The sequence below is a fragment of the Lachnoclostridium sp. MSJ-17 genome (genome assembly GCF_018918205.1).
Lineage (GTDB): Bacteria > Bacillota > Clostridia > Oscillospirales > Acutalibacteraceae > Ruminococcoides.
This window is the reverse complement of sequence record NZ_JAHLQB010000051.1, coordinates 1-12,762: the sequence shown is the minus strand read 5'-3', so window position 1 is coordinate 12,762 and position 12,762 is coordinate 1. Positions and strand designations below refer to the sequence as shown.

General features: G+C 50.6%; 14 protein-coding genes and 1 tRNA gene. 1 reads left to right on the top strand and 14 read right to left on the bottom strand.

All coding sequences use genetic code 11. The features are described from left to right. Positions 1-84: transfer RNA gene (locus KQI64_RS04500), tRNA-Leu, on the bottom strand. A 229-nt stretch (positions 85-313) separates the two neighbouring features. On the opposite strand from KQI64_RS04500, the gene KQI64_RS10605 reads away from it, so the two are divergent. Further along, positions 314-1,000, top strand: coding sequence for a ComF family protein (locus tag KQI64_RS10605; protein ID WP_216523536.1), 687 nt, complete (start codon positions 314-316; stop codon positions 998-1,000). 97 nt (positions 1,001-1,097) lie between these two features. Here the strand turns inward: KQI64_RS10605 and KQI64_RS04490 are convergent, their stop codons facing one another. From KQI64_RS04490 to KQI64_RS04430, 13 genes are all read right to left on the bottom strand, one after another. Further along, entirely contained in the window at positions 1,098-1,826 is a 729-nt protein-coding gene (locus KQI64_RS04490; RefSeq protein WP_216523535.1) for a dockerin type I repeat-containing protein, read from the bottom strand. A gap of 24 nt (positions 1,827-1,850) precedes the next feature. Next, positions 1,851-2,342: a hypothetical protein gene (locus tag KQI64_RS04485; protein ID WP_216523534.1), complete on the bottom strand. Its 492-nt coding sequence runs from the start codon at positions 2,340-2,342 to the stop codon at positions 1,851-1,853. Positions 2,343-2,609: 267 nt separating this feature from the next. Then, positions 2,610-3,005: a hypothetical protein gene (locus KQI64_RS04480; RefSeq protein ID WP_216523533.1), complete on the bottom strand. Its 396-nt coding sequence runs from the start codon at positions 3,003-3,005 to the stop codon at positions 2,610-2,612. 380 nt (positions 3,006-3,385) lie between these two features. Continuing rightward, a complete protein-coding gene (locus tag KQI64_RS04475) occupies positions 3,386-3,607 on the bottom strand; it encodes a DUF3006 domain-containing protein (RefSeq protein ID WP_216523532.1) in 222 nt (73 codons plus the stop codon). After that, positions 3,607-4,497, bottom strand: coding sequence for a ComEC/Rec2 family competence protein (locus KQI64_RS04470; RefSeq protein WP_216523531.1), 891 nt, complete (start codon positions 4,495-4,497; stop codon positions 3,607-3,609). The genes KQI64_RS04475 and KQI64_RS04470 overlap by 1 nt, the downstream gene beginning before the upstream one ends. Positions 4,498-4,572: 75 nt before the next feature. Further along, positions 4,573-6,483: an ABC transporter ATP-binding protein gene (locus tag KQI64_RS04465; RefSeq protein ID WP_216523530.1), complete on the bottom strand. Its 1,911-nt coding sequence runs from the start codon at positions 6,481-6,483 to the stop codon at positions 4,573-4,575. Between the two features lies 1 nt (position 6,484). Beyond that, positions 6,485-8,233: an ABC transporter ATP-binding protein gene (locus tag KQI64_RS04460; protein ID WP_216523529.1), complete on the bottom strand. Its 1,749-nt coding sequence runs from the start codon at positions 8,231-8,233 to the stop codon at positions 6,485-6,487. Continuing rightward, a complete protein-coding gene (locus KQI64_RS04455) occupies positions 8,230-8,697 on the bottom strand; it encodes a MarR family winged helix-turn-helix transcriptional regulator (protein WP_216523528.1) in 468 nt (155 codons plus the stop codon). The genes KQI64_RS04460 and KQI64_RS04455 overlap by 4 nt, the downstream gene beginning before the upstream one ends. Positions 8,698-8,814: 117 nt before the next feature. Then, positions 8,815-9,534: a dockerin type I repeat-containing protein gene (locus KQI64_RS04450; RefSeq protein ID WP_216523527.1), complete on the bottom strand. Its 720-nt coding sequence runs from the start codon at positions 9,532-9,534 to the stop codon at positions 8,815-8,817. A 61-nt stretch (positions 9,535-9,595) separates the two neighbouring features. Continuing rightward, positions 9,596-10,297 carry a hypothetical protein gene (locus tag KQI64_RS04445; protein WP_216523526.1) on the bottom strand — a complete coding sequence of 234 codons (702 nt, stop codon included), beginning with the start codon at positions 10,295-10,297 and terminating at the stop codon, positions 9,596-9,598. Beyond that, entirely contained in the window at positions 10,294-11,184 is an 891-nt protein-coding gene (locus KQI64_RS04440) for a YihY/virulence factor BrkB family protein (RefSeq protein ID WP_216523525.1), read from the bottom strand. Before KQI64_RS04440 ends, KQI64_RS04445 begins: the two co-directional genes overlap by 4 nt. A gap of 1 nt (position 11,185) precedes the next feature. Next, entirely contained in the window at positions 11,186-11,950 is a 765-nt protein-coding gene (locus KQI64_RS04435; protein ID WP_216523524.1) for an SDR family NAD(P)-dependent oxidoreductase, read from the bottom strand. A 2-nt stretch (positions 11,951-11,952) separates the two neighbouring features. Then, entirely contained in the window at positions 11,953-12,582 is a 630-nt protein-coding gene (locus tag KQI64_RS04430; protein ID WP_216523523.1) for a class I SAM-dependent methyltransferase, read from the bottom strand. Between the last annotated feature and the right edge of the window lie 180 nt (positions 12,583-12,762).

Below are 12,762 nucleotides of genomic sequence, written 5' to 3'. Positions count from 1 at the left end.
TGGTGCGAGTGACGGGACTTGAACCCGTACGTCAAAGACACACGCCCCTCAAACGTGCCTGTCTGCCTATTCCAGCACACTCGCATATTCTGTTTTTGTCCTCTGCGGACTCAACAAGAGTTATTATATCACAGAGTGGCGTGGTTGTCAACTGTTTTTGAAAAATTTTTTCAAAATTCAAAAACTTAATAATTTGCTTGCTTTTCCGGCGTTTTCGGTGGTATTATTATATGAGAAAGAAACGGTAAACCTTTTTTTGATTTTTGCTGCCATGAGTATTTTTTCTAAGCTTTTTCACTTTTCTGCAGTGTCGGTGTTTCCGTCCCGTTGTCCTTATTGCGACAAGGTCATTGACGACAGCGACTACGCCTGCAAGATCTGCCCGCGGAATTTCCCGGGGTTTTGCTATTCCCGTTACACTGCCGGCGGTTTTCTGTGCGCCGCTCCCTTTCCATACAGCGGCGTTTATGCAAAAGCGGTCAAAGCTCTGAAATTTCATAACCGCGGCGATTATGCCCGGCCTTTGGCTGCGCAGCTTGTACGCGCTGTTTCGGAAATCCACGGAGACGTCCGCTTCGATTATGTTACCTGCGTTCCTATGCACCGCAAGGACAAGCGCAACAGAGGCTATAACCAGGCTGAGCTGCTTGCCCGCGAATGCGCCGCTTTAATGCGGCTTACCTATCTTGACACGCTCGAGAAATTCAAACGCAACCAGCCTCAGCACAAAACCGGCGGTCGTGACCGCGAGAAAAATGTTTACGGCGTTTATCGTCTGATTGACGAAGATATTATCAAGGACAAAAACGTGCTGATCATCGACGACATCATAACCACCGGCAACACGCTCGGAGAATGCGCGCGTATTCTGTCAAATGGCAAATGCGCCGAAATACGCTGTGCTGTGGTGTGCTCGGCTGACAGAAATAAATTTATCGCTCCCGGGCAAGGGAGCGATTCAGCCTGCCGAAAAGGTCCGGCGCAGGCTCAAAAGCAATAGGACACTCACGATTCGGTGGGTGTCCTGTTTGTTTTAAATCTTATGCAAATGGCTTTACATCAGTGAAAGTTGCCGGCAAGTTTGCCGTCAGAGCCGGCTAGGACAGCTCCGGAATCAGTTCGGCAAGATACATCTGCAAATACGTTGCGTCGCAAATGTCGATCGAACTGTCTCCGTTGGTATTCGCCAGCGCGAGCTGTTCTTCATTAAATTTTACCAACTTCGCAATATACTTCTGAATCTCCGTGACGTCGTGAATCGTAACTTCTCCGTCAAGATCGACGTCGCCGACCTTCTTCGTTTTTTCAACAAATTTTGCAGTCACAACTATGCTTTGGCCGGTCATTTCAAGGTGGTAGGGATTTTCGGTTCCCGTGAGTATTCCTCTGTTCACCGAATAACCGGAACAGATCATTCCTTCCGGAGGAGTATTGAGAAGTGTGAGAGAAATATTTTCATTTGCGCCGGCATAGACCACGTCATCAAACTGAATGCCCTTGCCGGATGTGTTGATTTTGCTTGTTTTGTAATGATTGACGCCGCCTCCGGGATTGACCGTCGTATTCTCACCGGCGGTAACGGCATATCCCTGAGTGCATTGATTGCCGGAATCTGTGCCGAGCGCATAGATGTAGTAGCAGTTGAAGGAGGTAGTTGCGCCGCCGCGGACAAACATGGCGCTGTCTTTGTTGCCGACAGTTACCACGGCAGGAGCAAAAATACTGTTGCGGAGATAGATGGAATTGTTACACCAGCCGACAAAGCCGCCGCAGCAGTTCGTTCTGTTTCCGAGGAGACTTCCGTTGAAAGCACAGCCTTCGATCAAGACTACAGGACCGGAACGGTTAGTCTAAAGTCCGACGAAGCCGCCGTGTGAGCCGTCACCGATCACACTGCTGTAAATCGCAACACTGCTGAGACAATCTGTGAGAGTACTTGTAGCATTTGTCTCTGCCACAAATCCTGCTGCATACCTCGTCGAGGTATAGATGCTGCCTTCGGCAGTGCAGCCGACGATGTCGAGCTTTCCTTTTTTGAATGAGCCGACATATCCCGCTGCAAATTCCTGAGTGGTATCAATGTCAATATTCACCGTGCAATTTTCAATCTTCACCCTACCTCTGCACTGACCTATCAGTCCTGAAGCGTGTGTGCCGCTGTTCATAATAGTGCTCTTAACAACGAGATTCTTGAACGTAACGGGTTCGTCAAAAGCACCTCTGTCGTTGCCGCAATAACTGAACGGAGCAATGTAGTCATCGTTGTCTTTGCAGTTGAACGTCAGCATATGACCCTGTCCGTCAAACGAACCGCCGAAATCATGAGTATCTGTGCCCGCCATTTGCTTTACGGCGATATCGTCTTCAAGATAGATGGTATCGTTCTGGAAGTGGTTATATGTTTCTTCATCAGTGACGCGGTTTCAGAAGATGTCCCAATCAAAGGCGCTTTTGATCCGGTATTTGCGCTGCAGCGAAATGGTGTACTCCGCGTAGCCATCCGGGTCATATGGGTTGTTCGCATCATAATTTGAAAGATCTAAACTAACGGTTGCGTCATACGAATACCCGTCCGGCGGTATAGTAATATTATTTTCCGTAAGATTGATCTAAATGGCACTTGGTCTCTCACCATATGGATAGTGAATTACCCGAATCGGCACATCAAAACCATAGTCTTTAAGATCTGTCCCCCTGCCAAAGCGATCATTGATATCATTATTTATGTAGAAGTGAAAGACGTAGCAGCTGTCGGGGTTCAGGTCTTCGAAGGTGTAACGGAACAGGGTTTCCGAAACACGTTCCATTTCTGCCGAACCGCCTTCTAATAAGGTTTCGCTTTTGCCTGCGTCATGGAGAAATATCGAGTTGACAGGCGCATAGCTTCCATCTCCCGTACCTCCGGCGGCAGAATCGTCTGAATATGCGTTCGCGCTCACCAAAGAGCCGGTCATCAGGGTAACGATCATACTCACGGCGAGCAAAATGGCTGTAAATTGTTTCATATTATCCTCCTTTACTTTCAAACGCACTCGCGTAACAGAGCTGTGCCGCAGAATACGCCTGTGTTTTAACGAATTGTGAAAAAATGGCTGCCCGTCTTAATTTTCTGCACTACATAACGCGCATGAATAATCACGTCAGCCCTTTTAGCTTATTATGGAGTAATTTTTTATCTTATAGCTCAAAAATACCCTATTTAATTTTAACAAATTTTGGGTGTAAAGTCAATTCTTTCTGTTTATTTATTAATTCTCAGATTACATCATTATTTAACGAATAAATTGAAAATCACAAATATCCGGGCGGGATAAGTGTGTACCTGCCGCTCAGACTGTAGAAAATCCCGAAATCCAGTGCGCCTGAATTCCGGGATTTTTTCTTTTTATTCGTCTGTAAAAAGCCTGTCCATAAGCTTCTGCATCTTCTGACGGCGGCGGTCTGTTTCCTCCGCGCTCAGAAAGCAGCTGTTTGAGTCAAAGCGGATTATATCTCCCTCGCGGATATTTTTCGGTAACGAGCCCAGCTCCATATTGACAAAGCTGCCGTTTTCACATTCGAGCACAGCGAGCTCTCCCTCAATGCGGTCAACCGTAAATTTCTTCATCACTTCGCCCTTTCTATCACTTCTCCGCCCGTTTCAACTCCGAGCTTTTCACCGTCGGTATACACGGTCACGGTCTGATCCTTGTCGGTGCGGTAAACCTCGCAGTCCATTCCTTCGAGGATTTTAAGCGTTTCCTTGTGCGGGTGGCCGTAGTCGTTATCCTCTCCGCACGAGATCACGGCTATCTGCGGGTCAACCTTCTCAAGAAAGTCCTTGGGATTTGCGTTGCGGCTGCCGTGGTGTCCTACCTTGAGCACGTCAGCGGTAACGTCAACCTTTATCGTTTTCAGCTCGTCCTTCTCTGCGTCGCCCGTAAAAAGGAAGGTAGCGTCCTTGTAATCGAGAAGGATCATAACAGAGCTGTTATTGAGATTTTTCTCGTCGACCTCAAGCGGCGCGATTATCCTCGCGACAAAGTCACTGTCCTTGTCCCTCACGATCGTTTTTCCTGCTCTGCCGTTTTGAATCTTGCGGTTTTTCTTCTCGACCGCCTCGAGCAGCTTCTCGTACATGACTGTATTCGTGGCGACCTTAGGCAGATAAACAGAGCCTATCTTGATGTTACGGACGATATACGCCATTGAGCCGATATGGTCAGAGTGCGGATGGGTGCCGACAAGGTAGTCGATTTTGTCGTAGCCGCGTTCTTTTATGTACGAGAGTATCGCGGCGCCGTGGTAGTTCTCGCCGCTGTCGATAAGCATTGTTTTGCCGTTTGGGAGCTCCAGAAAAATACTGTCGCCCTGCCCCACGTCCAGAAAGTGAACGTACATATCGGGTGTGAAGCTGTCCGTGTTTTCCACGAAAATATCGGCGATATCGCAGGAGCAGAGAGTGATCACAAGCATGACTGCCGCTAATACCGCCGATAACAAGTTTTTGTGTTTCATACGCCCACCTCCACCTGTATTATACAACATATTGTGTCGGGAATCAATACAATACAGGCGGAAACGGCAATTATTTTATGACGCCTTGCCCGTGTAGAGGCTGTAGTACTTGCCCTTCTGCTCGAGGAGCTGCTCGTGAGTGCCGCGCTCGATGATCCTTCCCTGCTCGAGCACGATGATACAGTCAGAGTTCCTTACCGTCGAGAGTCTGTGGGCGATGACAAAGGTCGTTCTGCCCTTCATCAGCTTATCCATGCTCTCCTGAACCATTCTCTCGGTGCGTGTATCGATCGAGCTTGTCGCCTCGTCGAGAATCAGCGCCGGCGGGTCGGCTACCGCGGCTCTTGCTATTGCGAGCATCTGCCGCTGACCCTGGCTGAGATTGCCGCCGTCAGCCTTTATTACGGTGTTGTAGCCGTCCGGAAGCTGTCGGATAAAGCTGTCGGCATTCGCGAGCTTTGCCGCCGCGATGACCTCCTCGTCGGTTGCGTCGAGCCTGCCGTAGCGGATATTCTCCATGATAGTGTCGCTGAACAGGTTGGTCTCCTGCAGAACTATTCCCAGTGAACGGCGCAGATCGGACTTGCGTATCTTGTTGATATTAATCCCGTCGTAGCGTATCTTGCCGTCCTGAATGTCGTAGAAACGGTTGATAAGATTGGTGATAGTCGTCTTGCCCGCGCCGGTCGAGCCGACAAAGGCGATTTTCTGACCGGGCTTAGCGTCGATGTCGACGTTGTGAAGAACCATCTTTTCATCGGTGTAGCCAAAGTCGACGTCGTCCATTACAAGAGCGCCCCTAAGCGGGATATAGTCTACCTCGCCCGTTGCCTGATGCGTGTGCTTCCATGCCCACAAGCCCGTGCGTTCATCGGTTTCGGTGAGCTTGCCGTCGACTGTTTTCGCGTTGACAAGAGTTACGTAGCCGTTGTCCTCCTCGGACGGCTCGTCGAGCAGCGTGAAAATACGCTCCGCACCCGCCAAAGCCATGATGATGCTGTTGAACTGCTGGCTGACCTGGGTGATCGGCTGGCTGAAGCTCTTGTTGAACGACAGGAAGCTGACAAGACTGCCGAGCGAGATTCCGAAGAAGCCGCTGACCGAGGTCGCGAGCACACCGCCCGCTATCGCGCAAAGAACATAGCTGACATTGCCCATCTGACCGTTTATCGGCATGAGCATGCTTGCGAACATGTTGGCGTTGTAGGAGCTGTGGAAAAGCGTCTCGTTGAGCTCGTTAAACTCCTCAATGCTCTTTTTCTCGTGGTTGAAAACCTTTACGACCTTCTGACCCTGCATCATTTCCTCGATGTAGCCGTTTTCCTTGCCGAGGTCGACCTGCTGTGCGAGAAAATACTTGCTGCTCTTGCCGCCGATCGTCTTTGTCACCACCATCATCGCGAAAACCATGCCGAGCGTGATCAGCGTAAGCGGTACGCTGATAATGAACATGCTGACGAGAACCGAGACTATCGTTATCGCGCTCGAGAAAATCTGAGGCATACTCTGGCTGACCATCTGGCGAAGGGTATCAACGTCATTTGTGTAAACGCTCATTATGTCGCCGTGCGGGTGGGTGTCAAAATACTTTATCGGAAGGCTCTCCATGTGCCTGAAAATATCGCAGCGCAGGTCGCGCATGGTGCCCTGAGTGACGTAAATCATTATTTTGGAATACGCATAGGTTGCCGCCGCTCCGACAAGATAGAATGCCGCCACGCGCAGAATAGCGAAAATCAGCGGTGTGAAATCGGGAGCAGGCTGAGAGAGCATTGGCACGATGTAGTCGTCGATCAGGTTGCGGATAAACAGGGTGCCCTGTACGCTCGAGAATACGCTGATTATTATGCAGACAAATACGGTTATGAGGTGGAATTTGTAGTTTTTGAGAATGAGTCCGAGAAGGCGCTTGAAGGTCTGTCCGGGGTTCTTGACCTTCGGACGCGGTCCCATATTTCTTCTTCCGTGTCCCATCGGTCCTGCCATATCAGTTTCCTCCCTTCTTGTCAAAGTCGCCGCTGCCCTCTGTCTGGGCAACGTAGGTCTCGCGGTATATCGGACAGGTTTTCAAAAGCTCGTCGTGTGTGCCTACGGCGTTGATCGCGCCGTTCTCCATAACGACGATCCTGTCCGCGTTTTCAACGCTCGATATGCGCTGAGAGATGATGATTTTTGTGGTATCCGGGATCTCCTCGGCAAAGGCGCGGCGTATCCTGGCGTCGGTCGCCGTGTCGACAGCCGAGGTCGAGTCGTCGAGAATGAGTATCTTCGGCTTCTTGAGAAGCGCTCTCGCGATGCAAAGACGCTGCTTCTGACCGCCTGAGACGTTCGTTCCGCCCTGCTCGATGCGTGTGTTGTAGCCGTCGGGGAAGGTTTGGATAAACTCGTCGGCGCATGCAAGCTTGCATGCCTCGATACACTCCTCCTCGGTGGCGTTCTCGTTGCCCCAGCGGAGATTATCAAGAATCGTGCCGCTGAACAGGACGTTCTTCTGCAGTACGACAGAGACCTTGTCGCGGAGGGTTTCGAGGTCATATGAGCGGACGTCCTTGCCGCCGACCCTGACTGTTCCCTCGCTTGCGTCGTAAAGTCTGCCGATAAGGTTTACAAGGCTGGTTTTCGAACTGCCGGTGCCGCCGGCGATACCTATCGTCTCGCCCGACTTGATGTGGAGATTTATGTTGTTGAGAACCGGACGCTCGCTCTTTTCGCTGTAGGAAAACGAGACGTTCTCAAAGTCGATGCTGCCGTCGGGAACATCGTAATCGGGGTTTTCCGGATTTGTGAGAGTCGATTTCTCATTGAGCACACCCGCGATACGCTGAGCGCTTGCCATACTCATTGTGAGCATCACAAAGATGAAGCCGACCATCATCAGACTCATAAGAATCTGCATGCAGTATGTAAGCATTGTCGTAAGCTCTCCGGTCGTGAGCTCGCTGTTGACTATCATTAACGCGCCGAACCAGCTTATCGCGATAACGGAGCCGTAGACGGTCAAAGTCATCAGCGGAGTGACTGAAACAATGAGCTTTTCCGCCTTAATAAAGAGATTGTAGAGGTTGTTTGCCGCCCTGCTGAACTTCTTATTCTCGTGCTCCTCACGGACAAACGCCTTTACCACGCGGATTGAGGAAACGTTCTCCTGCACGCTCGCGTTTAGGTCGTCGTAGCGCTTGAAAACCTCCGTGAAATACTTGTTCGCGCGGATAATGATGAACGCAAGCACTATCGAGAGGAACACTACCGCAATCAAATAGATGCTCGCGAGTCTCGCGTTTATCAAAAAGGTCATTGTCATCGCGGCGATCAGGTTTACAGGAGCGCGGAAGCAGATGCGCAGTATCATCATATAGGAGTTCTGCACGTTGGTAACGTCAGTCGTCATTCGGGTGACAAGACCCGCCGTGGAATACTTGTCGATATTCGCGAATGAAAAGCTCTGGATGTTTTCAAACATGCCCTGACGGAGATTTTTCGCAAAGCCCGCCGACGCCTTCGAACCGTAAACGGCTCCCATCGCGCCCGCGAACAGGGCTATCAACGCGCAGAGCAGCATCCACAGACCTGTAATAATGATATGATTCATATCGCCCTTGTTGATACCGTCGTCGATCATAGTCGCCATGAGCATCGGGATTATCGTTTCGGTCACGACCTCGAGAATCATGAAAACCGGAGTCAGCACCGATTCGCGCACATAGCCCTTGATTCGCCTGCCTAATGTTTTTATCATACGTTTTCCCCCTTTGAAGCGGAATTTTCAAGTCCGAGCCGCAGCTTCCGTATGAGCGACAGGAAGTGCGCGCTCTCGTCTTCGGTCAGAATATCGTCAAAACGCTTTTCGTTTTCTCTGACGGCATTGTGCATGGTCTCGCCGACCTCTCTGCCCTGCTTTGTGAGCACGAGCTTTTTAAGGCGGGCGTCGGAATCCACCGACTCGCGGTTTATGTAGCCCTTCTTCTCCATGCATTTGACGATATTAGTCACCGTGGAACGCGAAATCGCGAAGTGCGACTCGATGTCCTTCTGGTAAACGTCGCCGCCTGCCGTCATCAGAAAGCCGATAATCCAGCCGTGCATAACCGTCACCTTGTCGATTCCCATCTGAGCGGCGGTCTTTTGGATCTCGCGCTGCATCAGATGGTCAATCGCCTTGATTTCGCGGCCTATCGCGCCGATTTCGACGGTCTCCGTCATAGAATCACCTCAATAGTTCAATTTTCAACAGTTCGAAATTAAACTGTTTGATATAAAACTATTTTATACCATTTTACACCGATTGTCAACAGCTTTTAAAAAATATTTCGGGGCGCGTCAAGCGTCCCGAAGAAGTATCATGGCGTCGTTGATATCGTGCTTTTTGTCGCCGTCGATATCAGCCGCGAATTTGATATACTCGTTCTCGTCATCGTCCGGACACAGGCGTTCTCCCGCAAGGAACCGCTGGATATACACCGCGTCGAGGCTGTCGGATTTGCCGTCCATGTTCAAGTCCTTCATACTCGGCGGAACCTCTCCGCCCGCGAAAACAAAGTCGACCCTGTCGTCGTTCATGAGCCTGTTCGCAAACGCGCTGTCCGTCTTGATGAACAGCAATCCAACGTTGTCAAGACTCTCGATAACAGGCACCTTTTCGTTTTTCAGCGCCGCCTTGAGTGAAGCGGCTCTCTCGTTTTTTACGCCCATAGTTTTGAGAAAGCCGTTGAGCCTTCTTACAAGATCAAGGGCGTATTCGTTGTCGGTCAGGGTGCGCTCAAGGTCTACCCCGTTTGTAAAGTAAAAGGTACCGGCTAGCGCGATCAAATACGGATTCGACAAATCCTGACCGCAGTAGACAGCAGTTTTGCCGTAGTCCGTCAGACCGCTGCGCGAGCTGAGCTTTGAATAGCCGTTGATGATCGAATAGCCGAGCTTCATGCGGTCGCCGCTCTTGAGGTCGTCCATATCGAAGGCGCTGACAGTCGCGGAATTGCTAAGAAACGCCGCGAATGCGAACGCGAGAACGAGGAAATAAGCGATAAATCTTTTGTACATAAAAACACCTCCGTCACGGAATTAGTGTTCCGCAAACGGAGGGTTTTTATTTATTTTAAAATTAATTTATTATTTCTCTGCGCGCGGTATGTGCCGCCGATTTTTCCATATTGCAGGTCAGAATATAAAATTTTGTTCTGCCGATGAGCAAATCAAAATTTTTGAGCATCTCCTCAGCCGTTTTTGCTCCGACAAATCGGGCGGTCTGGAAATACAGCCTTTGGATTACTTCCCTGCTTGTCGGGACCCGGACGGAGTTTTCCTCTCCCCGCTCAACAAAGACGATCGCTCCGAGCGGACAGCTCTCGTTGAGCGCGATTCCGCTGCCGCCGTCAAAAGGAGTACCGCAGACGAGCAGCCTGTCCTCAAAAATTCGCACGACCGGCTTGTCGTCGTTCAGAATGTGTACTTCATCGCCGAATTCTTCGAGCCAAAGTCGGGTGTGAGTGGATTTGCCTACTCCCGATTCCGCGGAAAAAAGGTACGCCTTGCCGCCGCAGACAAGCGCCGAGGAGTGAACGAGCATAGCCCGGTATTTGATTATCGAACGGTTAAAAATCCCCGAGACGCCGAAGCTCTCCGCCTGAGCAAGAGTCGTGCCTTCAGTCATTCTTTTCAGAAGCGATTCAACATTCTCGCGGGAATACCTGAGGGTAATATCCGTTTCTCTGTCGCCGTCATACCTGAATGGCTCAAAAAAATGCTCCGTTTCCTCAGTCAGAGGAGTGTACTCCGTGACAAGTCCGGCTATAAGATATTTCATCTCTGTTTCTTCCTCCCGGGCTTTATCATATGGTAGATTTTGCGGATATTGTCGTGGTAAAAGACGTTTATCTCGGCGCCTATCATCAGGCAGGCAATGCAGAAATACAGCCATACCATGATCACCGCCAAACGCGTAAGTCCTCCGTAAACCGAAAAGCCGTTGAAATCATCGACATAGATCGAGATTCCGAGAGAGAGCACTACCCATGAGACAGCGCACAGAAAGGCTCCCGGAAGCTGGTAGCGGAAGCAGTATTTTTTCCTCACCTCGCGCGTAACATTCGGGATATTTCGGTAAATCAGCGCGAACAGCACAACCAGATACGCGAATATAATAAAATAACGCAGCCTGTATATCACGCCGACAAAATCGGGCAGAACCGTGAGGTAATCCTTCATAAGGCTGTTGAGCGTTGAACCGAGAACGACGACGATCATCGTCGCGAGAATGATAAGAAAGAAAACCACGGTATATACCATTGAGCGCAGCCGTACAAAGAGCCAGTTGCGGTTCTCGTAGGTATTGTGGACGCGGTTGAGCCCGTTTGTGATCGCCTGAATGCCCTTTGCCGCCGACCAGAGCGTAACGATGATCGTCACAAGGCTGATACCCGCAGTGTTCTCGTAGACGTTGCTCATGAAATCGGACATATATTGCGAGGCGGTCTCGTTGAGAATTATTCCGAAGAATTTGTCGAGCGTTTCCTCTGGAATGTGAAAGCTCTGCAATATCGACACGCCAAACATCGCGAGCGGTACGCTCGACAGCAGCAAAAAGAACGCCGTCTGTCCTGCGATGGCAAAAACATTGTCGCGGTTTATCTTGTCGACAAACGGCTTGAACGGCGCGTAGAGCCTGTTAAACCAATCAATCAGCTTACGCATCTCAGTTACCGTCTTTTTTCGACTGAACGTTGTAGGACGCTCGGGTCAGCGCCTTCTCGCTCAGAAAATGCTCGAAGAACTTGACGATCTTCATGCCCGCGCCGGGGATAATGACCATCTTGCCCTTCTGAGCCTTGTCAAAGGCGTAACGTGCGACGCTGCGCGGATCGAGACCACCGACGGAGAACTTGACGTTCGCCGCGTCGTTGAAGCCAGTATTTACGGGACCCGGACAAAGGACGGATACCTTGACGTTGCTGCCCGAGCGGCGCAGCTCCTCATGAATGCCCTCGGTAAGACGGACGACGTAATTCTTTGAGGCGTAGTAGCTCGAAAAGGTCGGTCCCGCGGAAAAACCAGCCATTGAACCGACGTTCAGAATCAAGCCGCTGTCCCTCTTAAGCATATCGCCGAGGAAGAGCTTTGTCAGAATATGGAGCGAGCAGATGTTGGTGTGCAGGAGCTGCAGCTCCCTGTCCAGCGGCACCTCGCTGAATCTGCCGTAAACGCCGAAGCCCGCGTTGTTTATGAGAACGTCTATTTCCTCTCCGTCGAGACTCAGATGCTCGTATAGATCAAGCGCGTCCTGCTCGCGTGAAAGGTCGATCGTGATTACGCGGACACGGACGTTTGTGAGCTCGTCCCGGAGCTTGTACAGCTCGTCTGTCCGCCGCGCGCAGATTATCAAATCATAGCCGAGCTCAGCGAGGTATCGGGCAAATTCCCTGCCGATACCTGAGCTCGCGCCTGTGATCAATGCCTTCATTCCTACTCCTTTTCAGCGGTCGCGCATAACCATGTGGTACCGCTCCTCACATATGTCCGGATATTCTGATACCCCGCGCGGTCGAGCATTTCCTCGATACCCTCGCGGGTGACAGCCTCTATGTTGAGGCGCTTTTCAACAGCCTTCCACTTTTCCGGGTCATCGGGGTCGGCGAGCATTTCAAATACGAGCAGCAGCCTTCCGCCGCGCTTCAATACTCTGCCAATCTCCCTCAGATCACCGAGCTTGTCAGGCCAGAAATAATATGTTTCAACCGCCGTAACAGCGTCAAATTTTTCATCTTCAAACGGAAGCGAGGACACCGAAGCCTGACGGATAACAGCCCTGTTGCAAAGCACGTTTTTGCGGTTGAGATTTTCCGCCTTTTTTACGCACAGACCTGAGTAATCGATTCCGTATACCTTTCCGCTGCCTACCATATCGCAGAGCTTGCCGACGGTTTTTCCTCCGCCGCAGCCTACGTCCAGAACGACGCTTCCGCTCCTGATCGGGAAATGCGTAAGCGCCCAGTCTGTGAGCTCGCTGTGACCCTTGTTCATCGAGCGAATCATCAGTTTGCCCCAGAAGCCGTCGGGCTTGACCGCGTTTTCCGTGAGCTTATGATATTTCATATTATCACTTCCTTCAATAATATGCCATATAATAATATTATAGCTTTTCGCGTGCCGTCGGTCAAGAGAAATCATTCCGTTTATTGCGACATCTGCCGACGTTTTACTCAATTCTTAAAGCCGTTTTTCATATCAGGGTTCGCGCGTCAAAAGAACAACCGTCTCAAGCGTTGTTTCGTT

Bases quoted from the DNA above. Each gene is read 5' to 3' on its own strand.
- KQI64_RS04440 (WP_216523525.1), bottom strand. From the start codon at position 11,184: ATGCGTAAGCTGATTGATTGGTTTAACAGGCTCTACGCGCCGTTCAAG.
- KQI64_RS04470 (WP_216523531.1), bottom strand. From the start codon at position 4,497: ATGAAACACAAAAACTTGTTATCGGCGGTATTAGCGGCAGTCATGCTT.
- KQI64_RS04460 (WP_216523529.1), bottom strand. From the start codon at position 8,233: ATGATAAAAACATTAGGCAGGCGAATCAAGGGCTATGTGCGCGAATCG.
- KQI64_RS04430 (WP_216523523.1), bottom strand. From the start codon at position 12,582: ATGAAATATCATAAGCTCACGGAAAACGCGGTCAAGCCCGACGGCTTC.
- KQI64_RS04445 (WP_216523526.1), bottom strand. From the start codon at position 10,297: ATGAAATATCTTATAGCCGGACTTGTCACGGAGTACACTCCTCTGACT.
- KQI64_RS04455 (WP_216523528.1), bottom strand. From the start codon at position 8,697: ATGACGGAGACCGTCGAAATCGGCGCGATAGGCCGCGAAATCAAGGCG.
- KQI64_RS04485 (WP_216523534.1), bottom strand. From the start codon at position 2,342: ATGGCGGGCACAGATACTCATGATTTCGGCGGTTCGTTTGACGGACAG.
- KQI64_RS04480 (WP_216523533.1), bottom strand. From the start codon at position 3,005: ATGAAACAATTTACAGCCATTTTGCTCGCCGTGAGTATGATCGTTACC.
- KQI64_RS04450 (WP_216523527.1), bottom strand. From the start codon at position 9,534: ATGTACAAAAGATTTATCGCTTATTTCCTCGTTCTCGCGTTCGCATTC.
- KQI64_RS04475 (WP_216523532.1), bottom strand. From the start codon at position 3,607: ATGAAGAAATTTACGGTTGACCGCATTGAGGGAGAGCTCGCTGTGCTC.
- KQI64_RS04465 (WP_216523530.1), bottom strand. From the start codon at position 6,483: ATGGCAGGACCGATGGGACACGGAAGAAGAAATATGGGACCGCGTCCG.
- KQI64_RS04435 (WP_216523524.1), bottom strand. From the start codon at position 11,950: ATGAAGGCATTGATCACAGGCGCGAGCTCAGGTATCGGCAGGGAATTT.